Here is a 24,502-nt window from a genome sequence, read left to right as displayed (position 1 = left end):
GGCATCCTGGGGGAAACCGACCAGCGAGGGGGTGGCCGATGCGGGCTCTGACCGACCGCCCGGTCCGGGGGCGCTTCACGCTCCTGTACGGGCTGCTCTTCTTCGCGTCCGGGGCGGTGCTCCTGGCCGTCGCGAACGCGGTGGTGCTGGGCACGTCGCCGCGCTCGGAGAGCGTTCCGGCCTTCGGCCCGCCGACGCGGCCGGTCGAGGAGGCCGCGCTGCTGCGGGAGCGCCTGGCCGCGATGGGCGCCGACCAGGACCGGCGGCTGCTGTTCGGGTCGTTCGTCGCGCTCGTGCTGCTCGCCCTGGCGTCGGTGCTGCTCGGCCGGATCGCGGCGGGCCGGGCGCTGGCGCCGCTCCGCGCGATCACCGCGGCGACCCGGCGGGTGTCGGCCGACACGCTGCACGAGCGGCTCGCGGTCGCCGGGCCGCACGACGAGGTCAAGGAGCTCGCCGACACCATCGACGGCCTGCTGGCGCGGCTGGAGGAGGCGTTCGCCGCGCAGCGCAGGTTCGTCGCCGACGCCTCGCACGAGCTGCGCACCCCGCTCACCACGATGCGCGCCGCCCTCGACGTGGCCTCCGCCAAGCCGCAGGTCGCCGCCCAGACGCTGGTGCTCGCCGGGCGGATGCGCGCCGAGCTGGACCGCACCGACGGCCTCCTGGACGGCCTCCTCGTCCTCGCCCGCGCCCAGCACGGCGCGCTGGAGGGCACGGCCCGCGCCGACCTGGCGCGCGAGGCGGCCCGCTCCCTCGCCGACCGGTCCGCCGCCCTCGACGGCCTCGTGGTCACCGCGACCCTGGACCCGGCTCCGGTTCGCGGCGACGCCGCCCTGCTGGCCCGGCTCGTCGACAACCTCGTGGACAACGCCGCCGCCCACACCCCGTCCGGCGGCGCGGTCCGCGTGACGACGGGCCGGACCGGCGCGGCCGCCCATCTCACCGTCGAGACCGACGGCCCCGTGCTCGTCCCGTCGGAGGTCGCCGAACTCGTCCGCCCCTTCCGTCGTCTGGGCCCGGCCCGCACCGGCGGCTCCGACGGCGGCTCAGGTCTCGGCCTCGCCATCGTCGCCGCCGTCGCCGCGGCCCACGGCGGCTCTCTGAGCCTCACCCCCCGCCCCGAAGGCGGCCTCCGCGCAACCGCCGCCTTCCCCGCCACGAACCCCCCACCCGCCCCCGCACAAGACGCCTCGCCCGCAGACGTGGTGCCCCCTGCGGGGAGCGCGGAGCCTGCCGAAGGCGCTTCGCGTGCCGGCGCGGTGCCCCCCGCTGGGAGCGCCGTGTCCTTCCGCGGCGAAGGCGCTTCGGGTGGGGACGGGGCGTCGGGGGAGGGGGCGTCGGGGGAGGGGGCGCGGTGAGGGTGCTCGTGGTCGAGGACGCGCGGACGCTGGCCGAGGTGGTCGTCGAGGGGCTGCGGGATCAGGGGATGGCCGTCGACGTGGCCTATGACGGGTTGGCGGGGGCCGAGAAGATCGCGGTGCACCGGTACGACGTCGTCGTGCTGGACAGGGATCTGCCCGGACTGCACGGAGACGTGCTGTGCCGGATGGCGGCCGCCGAGGCGGATCCGCCGATGGTGCTCATGCTCACCGCGGCGGGGGAGCCCGGCGACCGGGTGCGCGGGCTCGCCCTCGGCGCGGACGACTACCTGGCCAAGCCGTTCCACTTCCCCGAGCTGGTCCTGCGGGTCAGGGCGCTCGCGCGGCGCCGGCCGCGGGCCAGGCCGCGGGTGCTGCGGGCCGCCGGGATCGACCTCGACCCGCTGGCCAGGACCGTCCGGCGCGACGGCGTGCCGGTGGAGCTGTCGGTGAAGGAGTTCGCGGTGCTCGCGGCGCTGCTCGCCGAGGCGCCCGGCTTCCTCAGCGCCGAGGACCTCCTGGAACGGGTCTGGGACGAGCACGCCGACCCGTTCACCAACACGGTCGCGGTCACCGTGGGGCGGCTGCGCCGCAAGCTCGGCGCGCCGCCCGTCATCACCACGACCCCCGGCGTCGGCTACCGGATCGGCGACGCCTAGCGGACGACCGGCTCCCCGGTGAGGGTGACGCCCTCGGTGCGCAGGAGCTCCAGGGCGCGCTCCGTGGTGTCGGCGGAGACGCCCGCGGTGAGGCCGAGCAGGACCGTCGTGTCCAGGCCCGCGCGCGCGGCGTCCTCGGCGGTCGCCCGGACGCAGTGGTCGGTGGCGATCCCGACGACGTCGACCGCGGTGACGCCGTGCCCGGAGAGCCAGTCGCCGAGCGAGGTGCCGTCGTCGGTCGCGCCCTCGAACCCGCTGTAGGCGGCGGAGCTGCGGCCCTTGGAGAACACCGCCTCGATGCCGCCGAGCGCCAGCGCCGGGTGGAAGTCGGCGCCGTCCGTCCCGATGACGCAGTGCGCGGGCCAGGTCGCGGCGTAGTCGGGCTGCTCGGAGAAGTGCTCGCCCGGGTCGAGGTGGAAGTCGCGGGTGGCGACGATGTGGGCGTAGTCGCCGCCGTGGGCCGCGACGTGCGCGGAGATCGCGGACGCGACCTCCGCGCCGCCGTTCACCGCGAGGGATCCGCCCTCGCAGAAGTCGTTCTGGACGTCGACGATGATCAGAGCGCGGGACATGGGTCCTCTCCCTTACACGAGGAGCGTGGGCAGGGCTGGGTCGCCCTTCGACAGGTGCAACGCGTGGGCGGGCAGCTCCGATAGCGCCCGGCGGTGGCGCTCGCGCGCCTCGGTGAGCGGTTCCCGGCCGACGATCTCCCCGTCCCGCACCAGCGGCACCTGGAGCGGCCGGTCCTCGGGGGTGAGCCCGGCCTCGGTGACCGTGACGAGCTCGGCGGTGGCGACCCCGTCGGCGAAGCGGCGGTGGGCGTGCTTGCGGCCGCCCCGGCTGGGCTTGCCGGGCGACGCCTTGGCCACCGGCTTCAGTTCCCCTGAGGAGTCCTCGCGGGCGACGAGCTTGTAGACCATCGACGCGGTGGGCGCGCCGGAACCCGTCACGAGGGACGTGCCGACGCCGTACCCGTCGCAGGGCGCGACGGCGAGGGCGGCGATGGAGTACTCGTCGAGATCGCCGGTGACGACGATCCGGGTGCCCGGCGCGCCGAGGGCGTCGAGCTGGGCTCTGACCTCCTCGGCGACCACCCGCAGGTCGCCGCTGTCGATCCGGACCGCGCCGAGGTCCGGCCCGGCCAGCTCGACGGCCAGCTTCACCGCCTCGGGGACGTCGTAGGTGTCCACGAGAAGCGTCGTGCCCGGTCCCGCGGTGGCGAGCTGCGCCGCGAAGGCCGCCCGCTCGTCGTCGTGCACGAGGGTGAACGCGTGCGCGGCGGTCCCGGCCGTCGGGACCCCGTAGGTGCGCCCGGCCTCCAGGTTGGACGTGGTGGCGAAGCCGCACAGGTAGGCGGCGCGGGCGGCGGCGACGGCGGCGCGCTCGTGGGCGCGCCGCGACCCCATCTCGATCAGCGGCCGGTCGCCCGCGGCCTGCGTCATCCGGGACGCGGCGGCGGCGATCGCGCAGTCGTGGTTGTAGATCGACAGGGCGAGCGTCTCCAGGACGACGGCCTCCGCGAATGGCCCCTCGACGCGCAGGATCGGCGATTCGGGGAAATAGCAGTCGCCCTCGGCATAGCCCCACACATCGCCGGAGAAGCGGAAGTCGGCGAGCCAGGCCGCGGTGTCGTCGTCGACGACCCCGGTGGCGGTGAGGAACGCGAGATCCGCCGCGTCGAACGTGAAACGTTCCAACGCGTCGAGGAATCTGCCGGTCCCGGCGACGACGCCGTAGCGCCGCCCGCGGGGCAGCCTCCGGGCGAAGACCTCGAAGACCGACCGCCGCGCCGCCGTGCCGTCGCGCAGGGCGGCCTGGAGCATGGTCAGTTCATAATGATCGGTGAGCAGCGCCGTGCCCACGCCAGGTCCGACGTTCACACCGGCAGCGTAACGGGCAGGGTCTCGAAGGCCGTGCGCCCGGTAGGTTCGTAGGGAGGGGAGGGAGTTTCCGATGAGCACCGCGCCCGCCGAATTGCACAGATCCGACGCGGACGAGGATGTCCGGCCGGATCTGCCCTGGTTGACCATAGTTTGGAATGATCCGGTCAATCTGATGTCGTACGTGACGTACGTCTTCCAGTCGGTCTTCGGCTACGCCCGGGAGAAGGCGGAGAAGCTCATGATGGACGTGCACCACAAGGGCCGGGCCGTCGTGGACTCCGGCACCCGTGAGGAGATGGAGCGCAACGTCGAGGTGCTGCACTCCTACGGCCTGTGGGCCACCGTGAAGCGGGACGACTAGTGACCGGATTCCGGCGGACGCCCGACGGCGGTCTCTCCCTGCGCCTGGAGCAGGTCGAGGGACAGGTGATCGAGAACCTCCTCGGCCAGCTCGGCCAGCTCTACGACGAACTGCCCAAGGGCGATCCCGGCCTCGCCGAGCTGGGCATCTCCGAGAGCACCGAGGCCCCCGACGATCCCGTCCTCGCCCGGCTCTTCCCCGACGGCTACCGCGACGACGACGACGCGTCAGGCGAGTTCCGGCGCTACACCGAGGCGTCCTTGCGCGACGGCAAGGAGCGGGACGCCGCCACGGTGCTCAAGTGCCTCGCCCAGGGCGCCGAGATGCGGCTGGACGACGAGCAGGCCCACTCCTGGCTCCGCGCCCTGAACGATCTCAGGCTGGCCCTCGGCACCCGGCTGGAGATCACCGAGGACGACCGGGAGCGCTTCGAAGAGCTGGACATCGGCGATCCCGCGTATGCCATGTTCGTCACGTACCACTGGCTGAGCGAGCTCCAGGACGGGCTCGTCCAGTGCCTTTTCCAGGACTGACCGGCCCCGGGCGGGGGAAGCGGCGAGGCCCGCCCGGCCCCCGGAGGCGGCGGGACGCCTGGGTAATATGCGGCTCATGCTGACCGTTACCCGCGACATCGTCGACAAGATCGTGGCGCACGCCCGCGCCGACCACCCCGACGAGGCCTGCGGCGTGGTGGCGGGGCCGCTGGGCTCCGACCGCCCCGAGCGGTACGTGCCCATGGAGAACGCCGAGCGGTCGCCGACCTTCTACCGGTTCGACTCCCTGGAGCAGCTCAAGGTCTGGCGGGAGATGGACGACCGGGACGAGGAGCCCGTGGTGATCTACCACTCGCACACCGCGACCGAGGCCTACCCCTCCCGGACGGACATCTCCTACGCGTCGGAGCCGAACGCGCACTACGTTCTGGTGTCCACCCGGGAAGAAGATGACGCCGAGTTTCGTTCGTACCGGATCGTGGAGGGCGTCGTCACGGAGGAAGAGGTCCAGATCGTGGATGTTTACGAAGCTGGGTAAACTCGTCGTCATGGTCCAGAGCTTCCTGTTCGCCCACTCGCGTGCCGAGGTCGTCTACGACTGTCGGTGAGCGTTCGTCCCGACAACCCGTTAAGCGACTTTTGTGAATGGAGATCACCGAGATGGCGATCGAGGTCCGGATCCCGACGATCCTGCGGAACCTCACCGACGGCGCGAAGGCCGTCGAGGGCAAGGGCTCCACGCTGGACGAGCTCTTCGCCGACCTTGACGCGGCGCACCCCGGTCTGCGCGCCCGCCTGGTCGACGAGAAGGGCCTGCGCCGGTTCGTGAACGTGTACCTGAACGACGAGGACGTGCGCTTCCTCGGCGGGCTGACGACCGAGGTCTCCGACGGCGACACGGTCACCGTGCTCCCCGCCGTCGCCGGCGGCTGAGCCGTGCGTTACGAGTCGCTGATCGACGCGCTGGGCCACACCCCGCTCGTCGGCCTGCCGCGTCTTTCGCCCTCCGCCGAGGTGCGGATCTGGGCGAAGCTGGAGGACCGCAACCCGACCGGGTCCATCAAGGACCGGCCGGCGCTGCGGATGATCGAGCAGGCCGAGAAGGACGGGCTGCTGACGCCCGGCTGCACGATCCTCGAGCCGACCTCGGGCAACACGGGCATCTCCCTGGCGATGGCCGCGAAGCTCAAGGGCTACAAGATCATCTGTGTGATGCCGGAGAACACCTCCTCCGAGCGCCGGCAGCTGCTGCGCATGTGGGGCGCGGAGATCATCTCCTCCCCGGCGGCGGGCGGCTCCAACGAGGCGGTCCGGGTGGCCAAGGGGCTCGCGGCCGAGCACCCCGACTGGGTCATGCTCTACCAGTACGGGAACGAGGCCAACGCCCGCGCCCACTACGAGACCACCGGCCCCGAACTGCTCGCGGACCTGCCGACGATCACCCATTTCGTCGCGGGTCTCGGCACCACCGGCACCCTCATGGGCACCGGGCGGTACCTGCGCGAGAACGTCCCGGACATCAAGATCGTCGCCGCCGAACCGCGGTACGGCGAGCTGGTGTACGGGCTGCGCAACGTGGACGAGGGCTTCGTGCCCGAGCTGTACGACCCGACCGTGCTGACCACGCGGTTCTCCGTCGGCTCGCACGACGCGCTGCGCCGCACCCGCGAACTGCTGGAGTCCGAGGGGATCTTCGCCGGGATCTCCACCGGCGCGGTCCTGCACGCCGCGCTCGGCATGGCGGCCAAGGCCGTCAAGGCGGGTGAGCGGGCGGACATCGCGTTCGTCGTCGCCGACGGCGGCTGGAAGTACCTCTCCACCGGGGCCTACGAAGGCACCCTGGAAGAGGCCGAGGCGAGGATCGACGGCCAGCTCTGGGCGTGATCGGGCTTCACCGAGGCGTCAAGGACCCGCCGTGCGCGCACCGCGTCGGCGGGTTCCGCCTTTCTCAGGCGGCGATCCAGTCGGCGAGCCGTGAGACGAGCCGGGCCCGGGCCCGCGCGACATCGAGGGCCAGGATCGCGGTGCCCCGGTAGACCTGCCCGTCGAGGGCCGTGACCAAGGCGACGTCCACCGAGTCGGGCGCGCTGAGCGCGAGCGGCAGCAGCAGCCGCACCTTCTCGGCGGCCGGGTCCCAGGCGGGCACCGCCCAGCGCGGGTCGCGCCGCGCCCGCTCCTCGGCCCGCCGCACCGCGCCCTCCATGACGAGGCCCGCGAGGTAGGGGTTGGTGCGCAGTTCCCCCGGCAGGACCGCGACCGACTCCCGGTTGTCCAGCAGCGCGCGGGGATGCACGACGAGCGGGTGCCGCCAGTCGTAGACGAGTTCGGAGGGGTCGGCGGCGTAATCGGCGCGTCCGGGCGGCTCGGGGAAGTGGTCGGCGATCCGCGGATCGCCCTCGGCGACCCAGCCCTGGAGGGCCCAGGGGGCGCCGTCGGCGCTGACGCCGGGCAGGCACAGCCCGTAGACCGTGGCGTCCTCGGTGGTGACGAGGCCGGTGTCGAACACGCTGCGCGATCCGTCGGCGGCGACCGCGACCCGGCGCTGGGCGTGCAGCCGCTCGTAGGTCTGCTCCACGTACTCGCGCAGCAGCCACGTCTCGTCCCTGCCGTGGACCGTCCACGGCTCGGGCGCGGCGACCCGGGCCAGCCTGTCGAAGCAGTCCTCGACGGTGGTCCCGTCGATGCGCAGAGGGCCGATCTCCACCTGTTCGTACAGCGCGCGGGCGGGTCGGACAGGGCGCGCGGCGGAGGCGGAGGCGGAGGACGGAGGGTCGCCCAGCAATCGTCCGAAGTCCGGGAACGACGAGGGCTTCGACTCGTGCAGCGTCACAGGGGCCAGGCTAACGGATCTCGCTTTCGTCCGAGATTTATGCGGTATGTAGGCTTACCTGCCATGACGACCTACCACGAGGCGACCTCGGTCACCCCCCTGGGCGAAGGCAAGTACGCCGCTCGCCTGGCCGAGGAGTACAGCTTCGGCGAGGCGGTCAACGGCGGCTACCTGATGGGCGTGCTCCTGCGCGCCGCGGTCGCCGAGTCCCCGCACGCCCACCCCCTGACGACCGCCGCGAGCTTCCTGCGACCCGGCCAGCCGGGCCCCGCCGAGATCGTCGTCGAGACCCGCAAGACCGGCAGGACCGCGGCCACCTCGCGGGTGTCGCTCACCCAGCACGGCCGCCCGATCGTCGACGCCATGGTCACCACCGGCACCCTCGACCCGGCCTCCGAGCCCGCCTACCAGGGCGCACGCCCCGCCATGCCGCCCGTCGAGGAATGCCGCCCGTCCGGTCACGACACCAGCGGCTTCGTCGCCCAGGTCGACATGCGCTTCGACCCCGCGGTCATGGGCTGGCTGGACGGTGAGCCCAGCGGCCGCCCCGAGATGCGCGCCTACTTCCGGCTCGCCGACGGCGCCGACCCCGACCCGTACGTCCTCGCGATCGCCCTCGACGCGCTCGTCCCCGTCGTCGCCAACACCGGGCACACCGGCTGGTCCCCGACCGTCGACCTCACCTGGCATCTGCGCGCCCTGCCCGCGCCCGGCTGGCTCACCGTCCATGGCTCGGGACGGCTCGTGCGGGACGGCTGGAACGACGAGGACGTGGAGATCTGGGACTCCGCGGGCACCCTGGTGGCCCAGAGCCGACAGCTCGCCCGGACGGCCAGGGCCCGTACCCGTAAGTAACACCAACATGTCAGGCACATGTATTGAGCGTCACACAATGTGCTTCGGCCAGTTCGCATAGCCTAGGGCGTCATGTCAGACGCGCCTATCGGAATCTTCGACAGCGGCTTCGGCGGGCTCACCGTCGCACGGGCCGTCCTCGACCAGTTGCCAGGGGAGCCGATCCTCTATCTCGGCGACTCGGCGCGTCAGCCTTACGGTCCGAGGCCCATCGCCGAGGTCCGCGAGTACGCCCTGGAGATGCTGGACCAGCTCGTCCGCGAAGGCGTCAAGATGCTCGTCATCGCCTGCAACAGCGCGAGCTCGGCCATGCTGCGGGACGCCCGCGAGCGGTACGCGGGAATCCCCGTCGTCGAAGTGATCTTCCCCGCGGCGCGGCGGGCCGTCGCCGCAACCCGCAACGGCAAGGTCGGCCTCATCGCCACCCACGCGACGGTCACCAGCCGCGCCTACGACGATGCCTTCGAGATCGCGCCGCACATCGAACTCACCAGTGTCGCCTGCCCCAGATTCGTGGAGTTCGTCGAGCGGGGGGTGACGATGAGCCCCGAACTGCTCGACGTCGCCCGCGCTTATCTGGCTCCCATCATCGAGGCGGGGTGTGACACTCTGATTCTGGGTTGCACCCACTATCCGCTGCTGACCGGGGTGATCTCCTACGTGGTAGGCGACGGCGTCACCCTCGTCTCCAGCGCCGACGAGACCGCAAAAGACGTCTACCGACTGCTGCACGACAGGGGTATGGCCCGCGCGGAGGCCGCCGCCCCACCCGTCCACCGGTTCCGCGCGACCGGCGATCCCGACGTGTTCTCCGCGATAGGAAGACGGTTCCTAGGGCCGGTGATCGGTTACGTGGAGTCCCCGTCCGACACCAGCGTCTTCCGCCTCACCCCATGACCCACAGCCAGTAGAGGAGCTCCCCGTGCGGGTGACCGTCATCGGCTGCTCTGGCAGCTTCCCGGGGCCGGACAGCCCCGCCTCCTGCTATCTCTTCGAGGACGAGGGCTACTCGCTGCTCCTCGATTTCGGCAACGGCGCGCTCGGCGCGCTCCAGCGCCACCACGACCTTTACGGCATCGACGCCATCGCCATCTCCCACCTGCACGCCGACCACTGCATGGACCTGTGCGGCTACTACGTCGCGCGCAAGTACTGTCCGGCGGGGGAGAAGCCGCGCATTCCGGTCTACGCGCCGCCGGCGGCCGACAAGCGGATGGCCGAGGCCTACGATCTGCCGATCAACCCGGGCATGACCGACACCTTTGATTTCACCCCGCTCGCCCCGACCCTGCACGCGGGGCCGTTCGAGATCACGGTCAGGCCCGTCAACCACGTCATCGAGTCGTACGGCTTCCGGATCACGTCGAACGGCAAGTCCGTCGCCTACTCCGGTGACACCGGCCGCACCGACGTGCTCGTCGACCTCGCCCGCGACGTAGACCTCTTCCTGTGCGAGGCGTCCTTCCTCGACGGCGACAACCCGCCCGACCTGCACCTCAGCGCGCGCGAAGCCGCCGAGTACGCGGCCCGTGCGGGGGCCGGAAGGCTCGTCCTCACCCACCTGGTGCCGTGGAACGACTCGGAACGCTCGATGGTCGAGGCGAAGGACGCGGACTACTCCGGACCTATCGACCTCGCCCGCAGCGGAGCCGTCTACCGGCTCTGATCCCGGCGGTAGGGTGGGCGGTATGCCTCGCCCTGACGGTCGTGTGAACGACCAGCTCCGTCATGTCCGTATCCAGCGCGGCTGGCTCGACCATGCCGAAGGCTCGGTACTCGTCGAGTTCGGCGGCACCAGGGTCCTGTGCGCCGCCTCGGTCCAGGACTCGGTGCCGCGCTGGCGTCGCGACAGCGGCATGGGCTGGGTGACCGCCGAGTACGCGATGCTGCCGCGCGCCACCAACACCCGCAACGACCGCGAGTCCGTCAAGGGCAAGCTCGGCGGCCGCACCCAGGAGATCTCCCGGCTGATCGGCCGCTCCCTGCGGGCCTGCGTGGACTTCAAGGCGCTCGGCACCAACACCGTCACCATCGACTGCGACGTGCTCCAGGCCGACGGCGGCACCCGCACCGCGGCGATCACCGGCGCCTACGTGGCGCTCGCCGACGCCGTCACCTGGATGCGCGACAAGCGCCTCACCAAGGGCGACCCGCTGCTGACCTCGGTGAGCGCGATCAGCGTCGGCGTCGTCGAGGGTGAGGCCCGCCTCGACCTCTGCTACGCCGAGGACGTCAAGGCCGACACCGACATGAACGTCGTCTGCACCGGCGACGGCCGCCTCATCGAGGTCCAGGGCACCGCGGAAGGCGTCCCCTTCTCGCGCGAGGAGCTCAACCAGCTCCTCGACCTGGCCCAGCTCGGCTGCGCCGACCTCACCATGATGCAGAAGGAAGCCCTCGCCCGATGACGACGCTGGTGCTGGCCACTCGCAACCAGGGCAAGGTCGTCGAGCTCCGTGATCTCCTCACCGCCTTCGACGTCGTCGGCCTGGAGTCCTTCCCCGACGCCCCCGAAGTCCCCGAGACCGAGCTGACCTTCGCCGGCAACGCCCTGCTCAAGGCCCGCGCGATCGCCGCCCACACCGGCCTGACCGCGGTCTCCGACGACAGCGGCCTCTGCGTCGACGCGCTCAACGGCATGCCCGGAGTCCTCTCCGCCCGCTGGTCGGGCCGTTACGGCACGGCCGCGCCGGAGGGCGTGGACCGCGCGAACCTCCACCTCCTCCTGGACCAGCTCGCCGACGTCCAGGACTTCGACCGCGCCGCCCACTTCGTCTGCGCCGCGGCCCTCGTCCACCCCGACGGCCGCGAAGAGGTCTTCGAAGGCCGCATGGAAGGCCGCGTCATCCGCGCCCCCCGCGGCGCCAACGGCTTCGGCTACGACCCCATCTTCGAGGTCGCCGGCCAGGGCCGCACCGCCGCGGAGCTGGCCCCCCACGAGAAGTCGGCCCTCAGCCACCGAGGCCACGCCTTCCGTGCCCTGGCCGCCTCCCTGGGCGCCTGACCTCCCGCTCTCCACGCCGACCCCGTCCCTCCCCAGGACGGGGTCGACGCGTCTCCGCACAACGCCCGTGTCTGATCATGCCCGCCATGTCACGATCAGTGCTCGGTGGATCATGCGCGGGGAGGCGTAATGACGGGCACGCTCGGGCTGCGGGCTGCGGGCTGCGGGCTGCGTCTGCGGAGGGCTGGGCGATGGAGGCCGTCATCCCGGTGCGGGGCGGGCACCGGTCGCTGCGAGAACCGCGGGCCGGGGAGGTCATCGAAGATCCTGGAAGAAGGCGGTGGACCCGCCGCCGACGATCACCCTGACCGATGGTTCGAACCGGCGGCACCCCTTCGGGCGATGGCTGCGCGCGCACGCCGTGCGAGGTCGCGGGACCGTCCGGCGATCTTCACCAGCCTGTGGAAGTCGGTTCTTTCGCTCGTGAGCCCGTCCTCGGATCCGGACCGGGACCCGCCCGCCGCGTCGGTGCGGCTGCGGCCGGAGGACGTCAGTCGGTGAGGCTGGAGCGCAGGCGGACCTGGGTGCCGTTGTAGCCCGCGCGGATTTCGACGAGGTCGACGAGCATGCGGGCGCTCCAGAGGCCGAAGCTCGGGGCGTTGGCCGACTCCGGGGGGAGGTAGCTCTCCAGTTCGTCGGGGTGCCAGAGACCTATGTCGGCTATTTCGCAGAAGGCCAGGTCGTCGGTGTGCCAGAAGGTGATCTGGACGGGTGGGGTGCCGTGGGTGAGGGCATTGGTGGCGATCTCGTTGACGGCGGTGACGAAGCGGCCGGTGGCGAGGGGGGACATGGCGATGCGGGTGCAGTGGTCCTTGACGAAGGCGCGCATGCCGGCGAGGTCCGGGGAGGTGACGGCGCGGCGGACCGCGTTGTCGGGGATGGGGGACAGAGGGGTCTTGTCCACCCGGGAGTTGTAGAGGTCGGTGTGCTCGTAGGCGTCGTTGTAGGCGGGGAAGAGGCCGCCGTCGAGGAGCTTGGGGTGGGTGCGGCGGGCTTCCGCCTCGATGTCCTCACCGATGACGCGGCGGTCGTAGGAGCAGATGACGCTGACGCCGCGATTGTCGAAGACCGTGTTGACGAGGGACTCGTAGCGGCCCCATTCGCGGGCCTCCCAGGAGGCGCGGCCCTGCCAGGCGACCTCGGCCAGGGCACGGACGGGGCGGCCTTCGGCGGCGCGGACGATGTCCATGTACTGGGCGATGGTACGGACGGGGTGGCGGTAGAAGTCCTCGGCCGGGGCGAAGACGGAGATGACGTCGCCCAGCACGTCGCGGACCGCGGTGTAGCAGCGGCGCGGGATCGCGGCGATGATCATCGCGTCCTCGGCCAGGCCCTCCCGGACGTAGGGGACGGCGGTGGCGAGGTACTCCTCGTCCTTGCCGTACAGGAGCGCCTGGTGCAGGAGTTCCTTCCCGCTCACATCGTCCTCCAGCCCTTGCCGCGGGTGATGCCGGGGAACAGGTGGAAGCCCACCATCCGGATGACGTTCTCGAGGTCCGGGGTCGGATTGTCCAGGACGAGTCCGTTGCCGCGGGTGAGTTCCAGCGCGTGTGCGCCGAGCATTTTCAGGGCTCCCAGGTCGATGAACTTCAGTCTGCCCAGCTCCAGGTGCACCTCGGCGCGCGGGGTGCTGACCGTGGTCAGCGCCTTGGTGAAGACAGGGTGCCGGGCGCTGTCGATCTCGCCTTCGAGGCGCAGGCCGTGCGGGGCGTAGGTGCGGACCATGCGCAGCACGCCGTCGTCGTAATCGGGGTTCACTTCGACTAGGACCTCGTGGTGATTCTGCAACGCGTTGAGCGCGTCCGCCGAACGGGCGGCGCGCATGTCTACCTGGCAGACGGCCATCGCCTGCGTGCTGGGCCCGACGAGGCACTCCATCGCGCCGTCGCAGGCCAGCATGAATTCCATACCGCCGGGCAGGGCGGCCGCCCAGGTCATGTCGGCGGTGATCCGGATCGCGCGGAACCTGCCTTCGAAGGCGCGGTGGATCTCGCGTTCCAGGGTCTTGCCGAGCATCTCGGGGTCGGCGCGGCCATGCCGGGCGCAGGCCTGCCGCCACGGGATCACCTCGAGGTGTCCCGCCTCGGCGAACGGCCTGGCGTCGATGTTGTGCCTGTCCAGTAGGCCGGGCAGGTACTGCGGCGCCGTGTCGGTGACGCAGACGACGCGCTGGGCGGCGCTCAACCCGTCGAAGACGAAGTCGCCCATGACGCGGTGTTTCTCGTCGGGGTGGGTGGAGGCGAGCCATGCGTGGTCGCCCGGGCGCAGGTCGCCCACCGACCGGACCGTGCTCCAGCCGGGGCGAGGCGTTCCGTACTCAGTTACGTCCATGGTGCTCCGCGGTGGTCCGCGATGTGCGTGCTGGGTCGTCTGTGGTAGCCGTTGGTGTCGACCAGACTACGCCGCCGGACGGAACCTCGCGGGCAGAGTGACCGGTTCTGTGGATTTCTTCCTCCGGGTATCTGAAAAGTTCCTCTTGCGGGAGGAAGAACCTTCACGTCAGACGGGGAGGCGCAGTCCGTCGGCCCGGCAGACGGGGGCGTGGATGCGCACCCGGGTACCGTGCGGGCCGGTGCGCACCTGGACCGCGCCCGAGAGCATCCGCACCGCCCACAGCCCGAGCTTCGCCCGCTCGTGCGGACGGGGCGGGACGTGTCCGGTGTGCTCGGGGCCGTCGGGCGCCCAGGTGCCTTCGTCGGAGACCTCGCAGACGAGTCCGCCGGCCTCGGGCCACATCCGCAGCGTCACCGGGGGTTCGCCGTGGTCGAGCGCGTTGGTCGCGACCTCGGTGACCGCGACGAGCAGCTGGTGCAGGAGCGCGCCGCCGAGGCCGTGCCGCCGCGCGTGCACGCTGACGAGGGCGCGCAGGTCGCGCAGGTCGCGGGAGCGGACGGCGACGAGCGCGGAGTCGCGGGGCGCGGGCTCCAGCGGCTGGCGGTCGGCCGAGGACAGATAGTCGTGCGGGTCCTGGAAGGCGGGGTTCGGCCTGCGCTCGGTGCCTTCGGCGAGCTCCGGGTGGGTGAGCTTCGAGGTGCGCAGGAGGTGCTCGGGCAGCCGCCGGTCGTAGGCGCACAGGATGTGCGCGCGGGTGTCGGCGAACAGGAGGTTGACGAGCGCCTCCACCCGCTGCCACTCCTGGTTCTCCAGCGGGGTGCGGGCGTCCCACATCTGCTCGCCCAGCAGCCGGATGCCGCCGCCCGACCCCGTCTCGCGCTCGGCGAGGTCGAGGATCCGCGCGACGATCCGGGCGGGGTGCTGGTAGAAGGCGGCGGAGTCGATGTAGGTGATCGCCCCGTCGTGCGCGGCGAGTTCGCGGCGCAGCAGATCGGTCTTGCCGACGGTGACGGCGAGGACGGGCACGTCGTCCCGGACGCCGTCGCGCAGGAAGGGGACGGCCGCCGCGAGGAACGCCTCATCGTCCGGATAGGGCAGGGCCGCGTGTGTAAGAGACATCAGCTGTCACCAAGCTCGATTCCGGGCAGCCTGGTGCGGCCGACCACGTCGATGACGGAGCGCACGACCGGGTCCACGTGGCGCAGGATGACCCGGCACCGGGGGCCGCGCCTGCGGGTGAACCCGGTGAGTTCCTTGAACGCGTCGAGGCTGACGAACGTGACCTCGGCGAGGTCGAGTTCGAACGTCTCGGCTTCGCGGGGGAGGTTGTCCAGCGCCTCGCCGAAGCGGATGCGGCGCGAGTCGTCGATCTCGCCGCGCAGGTGGAGGCCGACCGGTCGGAACGTGCGCGTGATGGTGAGTTGCGGGTCGTCGAAGTCGGGGTTGGGCAGGACCCTGACCTCGTGGTGGGAGTCCAGGAGGCCGTACTGGCCGCCGCGGCACTGCCGCACGTCGGTCTGGCAGATCGCGGTGACCGAGACGCTCGGGGCGACCCTGGCGTTGAGGCGCTGCTCGCAGAAGTCGATCCGGGAGTCGCCGAACGGCTGGGCGAGGGCCCAGGAGTTCTCCGCGGTGATGCGGATGCCGCGGAACTCCTGTTCCTCCGCCTTGGCGATCTCGTCGGCGAGGGTGCCGAGCAGCTTGTTCGGGTCGAACATGCCCTTGGTGAGGCAGGCCTCGCCGATCGGGATCAGGGTGAGCAGGCCGAGCCGTACCTGGTGGGAGAGGTCATGCCCGTACAGGCCGGGGAGCTGCCAGTGCTCGGCGTCCGTGACATAGATGATCTTGTCGCGGATCTCCAGGCCGTCGGCGATCCAGGGGCCGATGACGCAACCCTGCTCCTCGTCGGAGGCGTAGGGGAACCACGCGTGGTCGCCGGGCAGAAGATCTCTGACCGGCCGGAAGACCTGCATGGCGTTCCGCATCCTTAACCGCGCCCCCACGACGTCGATCCACCCAGGGTACGCGTCGGGACCGCGATGCGTCCCGCCGATATTTCACATATTGACGGTCGTGCGTCCGGCGTCCGATCCGGGTTCCGCCCGCGGCTGGCCGGACCCGGCCGCCGACGCGAAAGGCGGCTCCGCCGATGCGCGATGCCGCCTCTCCGAGGTGGGGCCGGTGGGACTCGAACCCACAACACGACGGACCTAAACCGCCGGCCTCTGCCAATTGGGCTACGGCCCCTTCGGGAGCCCCGACGATATCAGCGGGACGCCCGAGGTGTTCAGAGGGCGAGTTCCCGCCGGATCCGGGCGACGTGCCCGGTGGCCTTCACGTTGTAGTACGCCTTCTCGACCTTGCCTTCGGCGTCGATGACGAACGTGGACCGGATGACGCCGACGGTGACCTTCCCGTAGAGCTTCTTCTCGCCGTAGGCGGAGTAGGCCTGGAGGACCTCCTTGTCGGGGTCCGACAGGAGCGGGAAGGTGAGGCCGTCGCGTTCGGCGAACTTGGCGAGCTTGGCGGGGGCGTCGGGCGAGATGCCGACGACCTTGACGCCGGCCTCGGCGAGCGCGGGGAGGGCGTCCTCGAAGTCGACGGACTCCTTGGTGCAGCCCGGTGTCATGGCGGCGGGGTAGAAGTAGAGGATCACCCGGTCGCCCCGCAGGGAGGACAGAGTGAAGGGCTTGCCTTCCGCGTCGGTGAGGGTGAAGTCCGGAGCTTCATCGCCTGGTTCGAGACGATTTGTCACCTTGGATCCTTTCGCCATGAGTGCCGCCGGTCCAATTTACCGGGCCTCGCGGCGGCACGCGCTGGTGCGACCTGCGAGACTGATCGACACACCTGACACTACGCCGAACATGGGGACGCGGGATGGCCGACAGGAATCCTGACCTGATCAAGCAGGAGATCGAAGGGGAGCTGGCAGACCTCGCGCGCAATGTCGACGCGCTGGCCAAACGCGTCGCGCCCGCCGCGATCGTGCACCGGACGGGAGAGCGCGCCCGCGAGGAGATCACCCATGTCGCCCAGGCGCTCGGCTCCGTCGTCTCGCCGAAGGAGGGGCAGGAGTCCCCGATCTCGGAGGAGCAGCGCAAGCGGCTGCTCATCGTCGGCGGCGCGATCGCCGCGGGCGTCACGCTGCTGCTGGTGCTCGGCTCGCGCCGCTCGGCCAAGCGGACGCGGCTGGAACTGACCCTGCCCCTCTGAGCACGCCTCAGCGGAACTGCGGCAGATCGGCGGCGTGCGCCGCCAGGCCCTCGGTGAGGATCGCCTCGGCCGCCCGCTTGCCCGGCACGAACGGATGCGCCATCAGCGCCTGGAGCGCCACCGCGCGGTCGCCGGTGGTCGCCGCCCGCGAGGCGAGCCGCTCGTAGCACGCGGCCGCCTGGGTGAGGCCGCGCACCGGCAGCGGAAGGTCGCCGACGGGCAGCGGCGCCGCGCCCCGGGCGTCCACCAGGCAGGGCATCTCCACCACGGTGTCCGCGGCCAGCGACGGGATCGCACGCCCGGTGTTCGGCACGTTGAGCACCATCCTCCGGCCCTCGTCCCCGGCGATCGCGCAGATGACGTCGATCGCGAACTCGCCGTGCTCCCCGCCGCCCCGCTCGCGTGACGGGTCGGGATCGGCCTTGCGTGACTCGGCTTCGACCTGGGCGTAGAACGCGGGGAGCGTCCCCATGATGTCCTGCGCTCGGGTGGTGCCCTTCTTGCGCAGCTCGGCGACGACCTCGTCATGGAAGAAGTAGTACTTGGCGTAGGAGTTGGGGAGGAATCCCAGTGCCTTGCCGAGGTCGGCCATCCGGGAAGGGTCCCGCCAGGGCGTCGCGCCGCCGTCCGGGGGCTCCAGCGCGGCGAGCAGGGGCGCGAGGTCGAGGGGCATGCCGCGGTGGCGGACGGTGTCGGCCCAGGTCAGGTGGTTCAGGCCGATCCAGTCGGGCTCCAGCCCTTCGAGGCCGAGGAGGTCCTCCCACATCTCGGTGTCGCCGACGCTCTGGTCGCACAGGCCGAGGAAGCGGCGCCCCGGGAAGCGCTGGAGCACCGCGTCGGTGACGACGCTGGTCGGGTTGGTGTAATTGACGATCCAGGCGTTCTCGGGCGCGAGCTCGGCGAGCTCCAGCAGCACGGGCACCGACCGGCAGGCCATGAGGAACCCGCCGGGCCCTGCCGTCTCCTGGCCGACGACGCCGTGCCCGAGCGGGATCGCCTCGTCGAGGTGGCGGGCGGGCATCCCGCCGGGGCGGAACGTCGTGAAGACGAAGTCGGCCCCGTCCAGGGCGGTCTTCAGCGCCGGATGCTCGGTGACCCGGCACAGGCCCTTGAGCATGCCGCGGGCGAGCCGCGCCATCAGCTCCATCGCCGGGACGTCCGGGTCGTGGAAGGCGAGTTCGGCGCCGCGCAGGTCGTCCGCCCGGTGCAGCACCCCGCGCACGACCCCCGGCAGGTAGCCGCTTCCCGCGCCCACGACGGCGATCTTCACTGGCGTCCTCTCAGGGTCGGCTGGGCCCGCGCGACGGACTCGGGCCCGCGGTCCAGCTCGGAATCGGGGATGTGCTCGACCACGAACGCGTAGTTCTCCAGCACCTCGCCGGGGACCTCTCCGGTCTCCCCGAACGCGGCGATCTCGCCCCAGCAGGGCGCGCCGAGCGAGCCGCTGTAGTGCCGCACCGACAGGCCCGCGCACAGGTTGGCGAACCGCAGCCGCTGCGGCAGCCCCCACCCGGCGAGGGTGCCGTAGACGAACGCGGCGCAGAACACGTCGCCCGCGCCCGTCGGGTCGAGCGCGTCGACCGGCAGCGCGGGCTCGGCGGCGCGCTCCCGGCCGTGCGCGGCGAGCGCGCCCTCGGCCCCGCGCTTGACGACGACGGTCGGCACGAGCCGGGCCAGGTGCTCCAGCGCGGCGGAGGGGGTCGAGGTCCGGGTGTAGGCCATCGCCTCGACGGCGTTGGGCAGGAAGATGTCGACGTGCCTGAGCCGGTCGAGCACGTCGGCCGACCAGGTCTCGGTGGGATCCCAGCCGAGGTCGGCGACCACGAGGCCGCCCGCGGCGCGCAGCTCCACCGCCCACGGCGGCACGGGCTGGGCGATGTCGATGACGCAGGTCCTGGCCGGGGGCGGGGCGCCCACGGGCGCGAGCGGCGGGAGCGGATTGACGTACGTGACCATGCTGCGGTCGGCGTCGTAGGCGAGCGAGACGGTGACGGGGCTCGACCAGCCCGGCATCCGCCGGGACCAGGCGAGGTCGACGTTCTCCTGCTCGGCCAGGGTGTCCCAGAGATAGGTGCCGAAGATGTCGTCGCCGAAGGCCGCGGCGAGGCCGACGCGCAGGCCGAGCCGGCTCATCGCCACCGCCATGTTGGCGACGCCGCCGGGGGCCGAGCCCAGGCCGTCGGTGATGACCTCGCCGCCGGGAGGGGGCGGACCGGGCAGCCCGGTGAAGATCATGTCCATGTAGACCTGGCCGGACAGGAAGACGTCGAGGCCCGCGGTGGTCGGCTCGGGGCGCCCGCCGCACGGGTCGCTCATCGGCCCACCTCCGGCGTTAAAGGAAGGTCTGTCCCTCGCCACGATAGGTCGGGACGGTGCGAACGGTGCGCTCGCCCGAGATCAAATGTACGGCCTCGAACCGCTCGCACAGTTCGCCGGCCTTGGTGTGCCGGAACCAGACCCGGTCGCCGATCTCCAGCCGGTCGGCGGCGGCCCCGGTGAGCGGAGTCTGGACCTCGCCCGCGCCCTCCAGCGCGGTGAACTTCAGGCCGGGCGGCAGGTACGGCTGGGGCAGGCGCAGCGCGTCGGCGGGGCCGGACGCCAGGTAGCCGCCGCCGAGGCAGGTCGCGACGCCCGGGCCGGGCCGCCGCACGACGGGCAGCGCGAACAGCGCGGCGGGGATGCCGTGGAACGCCGTGTAGTGGTCGAAAAGGTGCGGGTGGAAGAGCCCGGAGCCCGAGGCGACCTCGGTGATCGCCCGTTCCGCGACGGTCCACTCGACGCTGCCGGTGCCGCCGCCGTTGACGAACTCGACGTCGGCGACCTCGCGGACCCGCCGGACGATCTCGCCGCGCCGGGCCGCGAGCTCGAGCCTGGACCGCGACTGCATGGCCCGGATGATCCGCGCCCTGGCGGGCTGCCCGGCCGGTGCGTCGCCGACCCCGGCGATCTGCGACTCGTAACCCATGATGCCGACCAGCCGCAGGTTCGGCCGCTTGGCGATCTCCTCGGCGAACGCGCGGGCCTGGGCCGGCGTGACGATCGGGGACCGCTGCGCGCCGACCTTGATCCGGCCGCCGAGCACCCGGTATCCGGCGTCGATGTCCATGCACACCCGGATCGGGTGGCCGTCGGACGGCATCAGTTCGAGGTGCTCGACGCAGTCCACCATCAGGGTGACGACGGAGGCGGCGTGCTCGTCGTCGGCGAGCCTGCGCAGCGCGCCGCGGTCGGCCGTGGGGTAGGCGACGAGGATGTCGTCGCTGGTCCCGTGCGCGGCGAGCCAGAGGGCCTCGGGCAGCGTGAACGCCATGATCCCGGCGAACCCGTCCATCTTCAGGACCTCGTCCAGCAGCGCCCGCACCCTCACGGACTTGCTGGCGACCCGCACGGGTTTGCCCCCCGCCCGGCGCACGAGGTCGGCCGCGTTCGCGCGGAACGCGTCGAGGTCGACTATCGCGAACGGCGCGTCGAACGCGGCGGTGGCCGCGTCATAGCGCGCCTTGAGCTTCAGGGGGTCCATGCCGTCCAGCCTGCCACAGAACATGAAACGTGAAAAGACTTCATGTCCATTTCGCCCAGTGGGGCGCCGGTCACAGGGCCGCGAAGAACCTCCACAGGTCCCGGGCGGCGTTCTCGGGCCAGACATGTCCGCCGCCGTGCGGGCAGAACCGGACGGCGATCCCCTTCCGCTTCCCCGCCCGGCACCCCTTGTCGGACGTCAAGGCCGCAATGCCCGCGGCCTTCCGGAAGAAGGTGACGGCCTTCGACACCGGCGCGTACGGCCGGGAGTCGTCGAAGTCCCGGCGTCCCCCGCCCTGGAACGGCACCGACGTGTCCTTCCGCCCGTGCACGATCATCGCCGACACCGGCCGCTCCGGCTCGCACCCGATCACCAGTGACGCCGACACCACCCCGATCCCCTTGACCCGTCCCGGCCCCTCGCACGCCAGCCGGTAGGCCATCCCCCCGCCGTTGGAGAACCCCGCGACGAACACCCGCTCCGGGTCGGCGACGCCCGCCCTGACCAGGCGGTCGATCAGGGTGCGCAGGAAGCCCGCGTCGTCGGCCTTGGCGACCTTGGCCGGGCCGCAGCAGGGACCCGCGTTCCAACTGCGCAGGAAGCCCTCCGGGTAGGCGACGAGGAAGCCTTTGTCGTCGGCCACCGCGTCGAAGCCGGACTCCTCCTGGAACCGCTCCGCGGTGGAGGCGCCACCGTGCACGGCGAGCACCAGCGGCAGCGGCCCGTCGAAGTTCCGCGGCACGCGCAGGCGGTACTCGCGGTCGCGGAATCCGGGCTGGTCGAGCCGCATGACGTGCGTGCCCTGCGAGACGGGGATGCCGCCGCGCTCGGCAGACGGCGTGCGCGGTCCGGGATCCTCGAGCTGTCCGATGTCACCGCCGGAACAGGCGGTCAAGACCGAGCAGAGCAGAACCAGTGCCGTAAGTCGCTGCATACGTGGTGAATCTAGCGCCTACCGGCCGGGCCGTCCGGGGGTCCGCGACCAGCGCATAGACTCGGGGGCTTACGTGCGGCCGCGGAGTCGGGGCGGGACGCCCCGCGTTCGAGCCGGCCGAATCGAGCAGGCTGTGAGGGTTGGGCTTGAGTTACATCCTGGCGCTGTCGTGTCCGGACCGGCCCGGGATCGTGGCGGCGGTCTCGGGGTTGCTGGCCGAGAAGGGCTGCAACATCCTGGAGAGCCAGCAGTATGGGGACCAGTCGACGGGGCGGTTCTTCCTGCGGGTGCAGTTCGACGCACAACTGCCGTTGGGCGAGCTCCAGACTCTGCTGGCGCCGATCGCGACCGAGTTCGCCTTCGACTGGCACCTCGGGGACGCGGCGAGCCGGATGAAGGTGCTGATCATGGTGTCCCGGGAGGGGCACTGCCTCAACGACCTGCTGTTCCGGGTGCGGTCGGGGCTGCTGGACATCGACGTCGTCGCGGTGGTGTCCAACCATCCGGACATGCGGCCGCTCACCCAGTCGTACGGGATCGACTACCACCACCTGCCCATGTCGATGGGGAAGGCGGCGCAGGAGGCCGAGATCCTGACCCTGGTGCAGCACTACCGGGCCGATCTCGTCGTGCTCGCGCGGTACATGCAGATCCTCACCGACGACCTGTGCGCGAAGCTCCAGGGCCGGGTGATCAACATCCACCACTCGTTCCTGCCGTCGTTCAAGGGCGCGAAGCCCTATCACCAGGCGCACGCCCGGGGCGTCAAGCTGATCGGCGCGACCGCCCACTACGTCACGCCCGACCTGGACGAGGGGCCGATCATCGAGCAGGAGGTGGGGCGGGTCGACCACACCCAGACGCCCGAGGACCTGCGCCGGGTCGGCCGCGACATGGAGTGCCTGGCGCTCGCCCGCGCGGTGCGCTGGCACGCCGAGCACCGGGTGGTGCTGAACGGCGACAAGACCGTCGTCTTCCGCTGACCGATCCGCGCCGGCGACCCGGAACTGTCGTACCCCGCGGCTAGCGTCGGGGGCATGGACGGGGAGACGGGTGTGCGGGAACAGGCGGCCGGGGCGGCGGGCGGCGATGGCCTGCCGACGCTGGAGTTCGCGACGGCGGCGGATTTCGAGGCGTGGCTGGAGGCCGAGCACGGCACGGCCGCCGGCGTCTGGATCAAGGTCGCCAAGAAGGGCAGCGGCGTCGCCTCGGTGACCACGGCGGAGGCGCTGGACCACGCGCTGTGCTTCGGCTGGATCGACGGCCAGCGCAAGGCCCTGGACGCCGTGCACTTCCTCCAGAAGTACACCCCGCGCCGACCACGCAGCCGCTGGTCGAAGATCAACACCGAGAAGGTGGCGGCCCTGGAGGCGCGCGGCCTGATGCGTCCGGCGGGCCTGGCCCAGGTCGAGGCGGCGAAGGCGGACGGCCGGTGGGCCGCGGCGTACGCGCCGCAGTCGAGCCGGGAGGTGCCGCCCGATCTCCAGGCGGCGCTCGACACCGAGCCGGAGGCCGCGGCCTTCTTCGCCACGCTGAGCTCGCAGAACAGGTTCGCGATCGTCTTCCGGATCGAGGAGGCGAAGCGCGCCGCCACCCGTTCCGCCAGGATCGAGAAGTTCGTCCTGATGTTGAAGGAGGGTAAGACGCTCCATTGAGGGGCGGGCGGGCCGGTCCGGCACCCGGCTTTTCTTGATCATGGACCTGTCGGGCATGCCTCAATACGGCCGGGCCGTTACTGTGCGTGTCCATGGCTGAGACGCTGGTCACAGAGCTGTTCGGGGATACCGCCCTGCGCAGGCAGACCCGGCTGCGGGCGGAGGAGGAGTTCCAGCCGCGCCGGACCGTCGCCGCGCTCTTCACCGCCGCGGCCACCGCCGCACTGTGCGCGGCGGCGGCTGCCGAGATCGTCGCGCGAAGACACGGGATGCACGCGGTGCCGCCGGAGTTCGTCGAGGCGATCGCCGCCGATCTGCGCGCGACGCCCTGGGCCGATCCGTCCGTGGCGGCCACGGGCTGGGGGATGCTGCTCGGCGGCCTCGCGCTGCTCGCGCACGCCGTCTGGCCCGCCCGCCGCCCGATGGAGGCGATCGGCGCGGCGGATCCGGGGAGCTCGGCGGCGCTGAGCCGCGACGCGCTCGCCAGGTCCGTGGAGAACGCGGCGTGCGGCGTGGCAGGGGTCACCGGCGCGCACGCGGTGATCGGGCGCAGGATCGAGCTGGAGATCGCCACCGGGTACCGCAACCCGGGCAATCTCGCCGATCTCGTGCGCCGGGCGGTCATGTCCCGGCTCGGCGAGATCGAGCCGGTGCGCGACCGTCCGCTCGCCCTCTCCGTGGTCTGGCGGCGCTGATGGCGCGCCCCGGACTCCTGCTGACCGGCTTCGCGCTGTGCGCCGCCGGCGGCCTCGTGCTGCGCCTGTGCGCCGACGGCGGCGCCAAGCCCGTCCTCGGCGCGGACCTCGCGTCCTTCGCGGCCGACCACGCCTGGTTCTGGCCGCTCGTCACCGCCGTGCTGACGGTCGCCGCGGGCGCCGGGCTGTACTGGCTCGTCACCGAGGGGCGGGCCGCCGCGCTGCGCAGGTTCCCGCTCATGCGCGGCGCCCGCCGGGTGCGCACCCGGGCGGCCCTGGCCGACCTGACCTCCGAACTCCAGGACCTGCCCGGCGTCAAGGAGGTCGAGCTCAGGCTGACCGGTTCGCGGTCTCGCTCCCGGCTCGTCCTGCACGTCTCGTGCGAGGAGAGCGCCGACCTCGGCCTGCTGCTCGGCATGATCCGGGAGGCCCCGCTCGCCCGCTTCCGCGAGGCCGTCGGCCTCGTCGGCCTGCACTCGGTCGTCAGATTCCGCCTCGTCTACCACGAGACCCGCCTCGCCTGACGGGCGCGGCGGGCCGGAAAGCGGCCGAAGGTCGTTAAAGAGTGCTCTACCGGTATTTGCCGGGTTCGCAGGTGTCTCGGGGGAGAGTGCTCCGTATCGTTCATAGCAAGTCGCTCCTCACGGAGTGACGGAAGCGAGGAGAGGGGACTTCGATCATCCGAGACGAACTGGCTGGACCTTCTG

General features: G+C 71.8%; 29 protein-coding genes and 1 tRNA gene. 17 read left to right on the top strand and 13 right to left on the bottom strand.

What is annotated here, in order from left to right; translation table 11 throughout:
- Positions 1-38 precede the first annotated feature (38 nt).
- Together EDD29_RS37020 and EDD29_RS37015 are read left to right on the top strand one after the other, a co-directional pair.
- Positions 39-1,358, top strand: a complete 1,320-nt coding sequence (locus EDD29_RS37020) for a sensor histidine kinase (RefSeq protein ID WP_123668854.1) — start codon at positions 39-41, stop codon at positions 1,356-1,358.
- Positions 1,355-2,017 carry a response regulator transcription factor gene (locus EDD29_RS37015; RefSeq protein ID WP_211360128.1) on the top strand — a complete coding sequence of 221 codons (663 nt, stop codon included), beginning with the start codon at positions 1,355-1,357 and terminating at the stop codon, positions 2,015-2,017. The genes EDD29_RS37020 and EDD29_RS37015 overlap by 4 nt, the downstream gene beginning before the upstream one ends.
- Here EDD29_RS37015 and EDD29_RS37010 read toward each other — a convergent pair.
- On the bottom strand, positions 2,014-2,589 hold the full coding sequence (locus EDD29_RS37010; protein WP_123668853.1) for an isochorismatase family protein: 576 nt from the start codon (positions 2,587-2,589) through the stop codon (positions 2,014-2,016). The two genes, EDD29_RS37015 and EDD29_RS37010, sit on opposite strands and share 4 nt — an antisense overlap.
- 12 nt (positions 2,590-2,601) lie before the next feature.
- The gene (locus EDD29_RS37005) at positions 2,602-3,897 is read right to left on the bottom strand and encodes a nicotinate phosphoribosyltransferase (RefSeq protein WP_281280979.1); all 1,296 of its coding nucleotides are present in this window, start codon (positions 3,895-3,897) and stop codon (positions 2,602-2,604) included.
- A gap of 73 nt (positions 3,898-3,970) precedes the next feature.
- Between EDD29_RS37005 and clpS the strand changes: the two genes are divergently transcribed.
- The 5 genes from clpS (at position 3,971) to EDD29_RS36980 (ending at position 6,639) form a co-directional block, all read left to right on the top strand.
- The gene (gene clpS, locus EDD29_RS37000) at positions 3,971-4,261 is read left to right on the top strand and encodes an ATP-dependent Clp protease adapter ClpS (protein ID WP_123668851.1); all 291 of its coding nucleotides are present in this window, start codon (positions 3,971-3,973) and stop codon (positions 4,259-4,261) included.
- Positions 4,261-4,794, top strand: a complete 534-nt coding sequence (locus tag EDD29_RS36995; protein WP_211360127.1) for a DUF2017 domain-containing protein — start codon at positions 4,261-4,263, stop codon at positions 4,792-4,794. Before clpS ends, EDD29_RS36995 begins: the two co-directional genes overlap by 1 nt.
- Before the next feature lie 76 nt (positions 4,795-4,870).
- Positions 4,871-5,293 carry a M67 family metallopeptidase gene (locus tag EDD29_RS36990; protein WP_123670917.1) on the top strand — a complete coding sequence of 141 codons (423 nt, stop codon included), beginning with the start codon at positions 4,871-4,873 and terminating at the stop codon, positions 5,291-5,293.
- Between the two features lie 122 nt (positions 5,294-5,415).
- The gene (locus tag EDD29_RS36985) at positions 5,416-5,688 is read left to right on the top strand and encodes a MoaD/ThiS family protein (protein ID WP_123670916.1); all 273 of its coding nucleotides are present in this window, start codon (positions 5,416-5,418) and stop codon (positions 5,686-5,688) included.
- Positions 5,689-5,691: 3 nt separating this feature from the next.
- The gene (locus EDD29_RS36980; protein ID WP_123668849.1) at positions 5,692-6,639 is read left to right on the top strand and encodes a PLP-dependent cysteine synthase family protein; all 948 of its coding nucleotides are present in this window, start codon (positions 5,692-5,694) and stop codon (positions 6,637-6,639) included.
- Between the two features lie 64 nt (positions 6,640-6,703).
- Here EDD29_RS36980 and EDD29_RS36975 read toward each other — a convergent pair whose 3' ends face one another.
- Entirely contained in the window at positions 6,704-7,585 is an 882-nt protein-coding gene (locus EDD29_RS36975) for a DUF3825 domain-containing protein (protein WP_170201734.1), read from the bottom strand.
- A gap of 63 nt (positions 7,586-7,648) precedes the next feature.
- Between EDD29_RS36975 and EDD29_RS36970 the strand changes: the two genes are divergently transcribed.
- The 5 genes from EDD29_RS36970 (at position 7,649) to rdgB (ending at position 11,444) form a co-directional block, all read left to right on the top strand.
- A complete protein-coding gene (locus tag EDD29_RS36970) occupies positions 7,649-8,440 on the top strand; it encodes a thioesterase family protein (RefSeq protein ID WP_123668847.1) in 792 nt (263 codons plus the stop codon).
- A gap of 72 nt (positions 8,441-8,512) precedes the next feature.
- On the top strand, positions 8,513-9,337 hold the full coding sequence (murI, locus tag EDD29_RS36965; RefSeq protein ID WP_123668846.1) for a glutamate racemase: 825 nt from the start codon (positions 8,513-8,515) through the stop codon (positions 9,335-9,337).
- 25 nt (positions 9,338-9,362) lie between these two features.
- The gene (locus EDD29_RS36960) at positions 9,363-10,106 is read left to right on the top strand and encodes an MBL fold metallo-hydrolase (protein ID WP_123668845.1); all 744 of its coding nucleotides are present in this window, start codon (positions 9,363-9,365) and stop codon (positions 10,104-10,106) included.
- Between the two features lie 22 nt (positions 10,107-10,128).
- Positions 10,129-10,848, top strand: a complete 720-nt coding sequence (gene rph / locus EDD29_RS36955; protein ID WP_123668844.1) for a ribonuclease PH — start codon at positions 10,129-10,131, stop codon at positions 10,846-10,848.
- Complete coding sequence (gene rdgB, locus EDD29_RS36950; RefSeq protein WP_123668843.1) at positions 10,845-11,444, top strand: RdgB/HAM1 family non-canonical purine NTP pyrophosphatase; 600 nt, start codon at positions 10,845-10,847, stop codon at positions 11,442-11,444. The genes rph and rdgB overlap by 4 nt, the downstream gene beginning before the upstream one ends.
- A 490-nt stretch (positions 11,445-11,934) precedes the next feature.
- On the opposite strand, the gene EDD29_RS45070 is transcribed toward rdgB, so the two are convergent.
- The 6 genes from EDD29_RS45070 to bcp form a co-directional block, all read right to left on the bottom strand.
- Positions 11,935-12,864 carry a sensor histidine kinase gene (locus tag EDD29_RS45070; RefSeq protein WP_170201733.1) on the bottom strand — a complete coding sequence of 310 codons (930 nt, stop codon included), beginning with the start codon at positions 12,862-12,864 and terminating at the stop codon, positions 11,935-11,937.
- Positions 12,861-13,775, bottom strand: coding sequence for an MEDS domain-containing protein (locus EDD29_RS36935; RefSeq protein ID WP_123668842.1), 915 nt, complete (start codon positions 13,773-13,775; stop codon positions 12,861-12,863). The genes EDD29_RS45070 and EDD29_RS36935 overlap by 4 nt, the downstream gene beginning before the upstream one ends.
- A gap of 168 nt (positions 13,776-13,943) precedes the next feature.
- Positions 13,944-14,897, bottom strand: a complete 954-nt coding sequence (locus EDD29_RS36930; RefSeq protein ID WP_123668841.1) for a sensor histidine kinase — start codon at positions 14,895-14,897, stop codon at positions 13,944-13,946.
- Complete coding sequence (locus tag EDD29_RS36925) at positions 14,897-15,751, bottom strand: MEDS domain-containing protein (protein WP_170201732.1); 855 nt, start codon at positions 15,749-15,751, stop codon at positions 14,897-14,899. The genes EDD29_RS36930 and EDD29_RS36925 overlap by 1 nt, the downstream gene beginning before the upstream one ends.
- 200 nt (positions 15,752-15,951) lie before the next feature.
- A tRNA-Leu gene (locus EDD29_RS36920) sits at positions 15,952-16,025 on the bottom strand.
- A gap of 40 nt (positions 16,026-16,065) precedes the next feature.
- On the bottom strand, positions 16,066-16,551 hold the full coding sequence (bcp, locus tag EDD29_RS36915) for a thioredoxin-dependent thiol peroxidase (RefSeq protein WP_123668839.1): 486 nt from the start codon (positions 16,549-16,551) through the stop codon (positions 16,066-16,068).
- Positions 16,552-16,655: 104 nt separating this feature from the next.
- Here bcp and EDD29_RS36910 point away from each other — a divergent pair, with 104 nt between their 5' ends.
- Positions 16,656-16,991 (top strand): DUF3618 domain-containing protein, encoded by a 336-nt coding sequence (locus tag EDD29_RS36910; protein ID WP_123668838.1) that lies wholly within the window; start codon positions 16,656-16,658, stop codon positions 16,989-16,991.
- A 7-nt stretch (positions 16,992-16,998) separates the two neighbouring features.
- On the opposite strand, the gene EDD29_RS36905 is transcribed toward EDD29_RS36910, so the two are convergent.
- From EDD29_RS36905 to EDD29_RS36890, 4 genes are all read right to left on the bottom strand, one after another.
- Positions 16,999-18,261: a family 4 glycosyl hydrolase gene (locus EDD29_RS36905; RefSeq protein ID WP_123668837.1), complete on the bottom strand. Its 1,263-nt coding sequence runs from the start codon at positions 18,259-18,261 to the stop codon at positions 16,999-17,001.
- On the bottom strand, positions 18,258-19,307 hold the full coding sequence (locus EDD29_RS36900; protein ID WP_123668836.1) for a carbohydrate kinase family protein: 1,050 nt from the start codon (positions 19,305-19,307) through the stop codon (positions 18,258-18,260). Before EDD29_RS36900 ends, EDD29_RS36905 begins: the two co-directional genes overlap by 4 nt.
- Positions 19,308-19,323: 16 nt before the next feature.
- The gene (locus EDD29_RS36895; protein ID WP_123670914.1) at positions 19,324-20,511 is read right to left on the bottom strand and encodes an amino acid deaminase/aldolase; all 1,188 of its coding nucleotides are present in this window, start codon (positions 20,509-20,511) and stop codon (positions 19,324-19,326) included.
- A gap of 70 nt (positions 20,512-20,581) precedes the next feature.
- Positions 20,582-21,445: a CE1 family esterase gene (locus EDD29_RS36890; RefSeq protein ID WP_123668835.1), complete on the bottom strand. Its 864-nt coding sequence runs from the start codon at positions 21,443-21,445 to the stop codon at positions 20,582-20,584.
- 140 nt (positions 21,446-21,585) lie between these two features.
- On the opposite strand from EDD29_RS36890, the gene purU reads away from it, so the two are divergent.
- From purU to EDD29_RS36870, 4 genes are all read left to right on the top strand, one after another.
- Complete coding sequence (purU, locus tag EDD29_RS36885) at positions 21,586-22,428, top strand: formyltetrahydrofolate deformylase (RefSeq protein ID WP_123668834.1); 843 nt, start codon at positions 21,586-21,588, stop codon at positions 22,426-22,428.
- 54 nt (positions 22,429-22,482) lie between these two features.
- Complete coding sequence (locus tag EDD29_RS36880; protein ID WP_123668833.1) at positions 22,483-23,100, top strand: YdeI/OmpD-associated family protein; 618 nt, start codon at positions 22,483-22,485, stop codon at positions 23,098-23,100.
- Between the two features lie 92 nt (positions 23,101-23,192).
- Positions 23,193-23,795, top strand: coding sequence for a DUF6286 domain-containing protein (locus EDD29_RS36875; RefSeq protein WP_123668832.1), 603 nt, complete (start codon positions 23,193-23,195; stop codon positions 23,793-23,795).
- Positions 23,795-24,319 (top strand): alkaline shock response membrane anchor protein AmaP, encoded by a 525-nt coding sequence (locus EDD29_RS36870; protein WP_123668831.1) that lies wholly within the window; start codon positions 23,795-23,797, stop codon positions 24,317-24,319. Before EDD29_RS36875 ends, EDD29_RS36870 begins: the two co-directional genes overlap by 1 nt.
- The last annotated feature ends 183 nt before the right edge of the window (positions 24,320-24,502 follow it).

Source organism: Actinocorallia herbida, assembly GCF_003751225.1.
In the GTDB taxonomy this organism is placed as follows: domain Bacteria; phylum Actinomycetota; class Actinomycetes; order Streptosporangiales; family Streptosporangiaceae; genus Actinocorallia; species Actinocorallia herbida.
The sequence above is the reverse complement of the archived record's forward strand: the minus strand, read 5'-3'. Positions and strand labels throughout refer to the sequence as shown.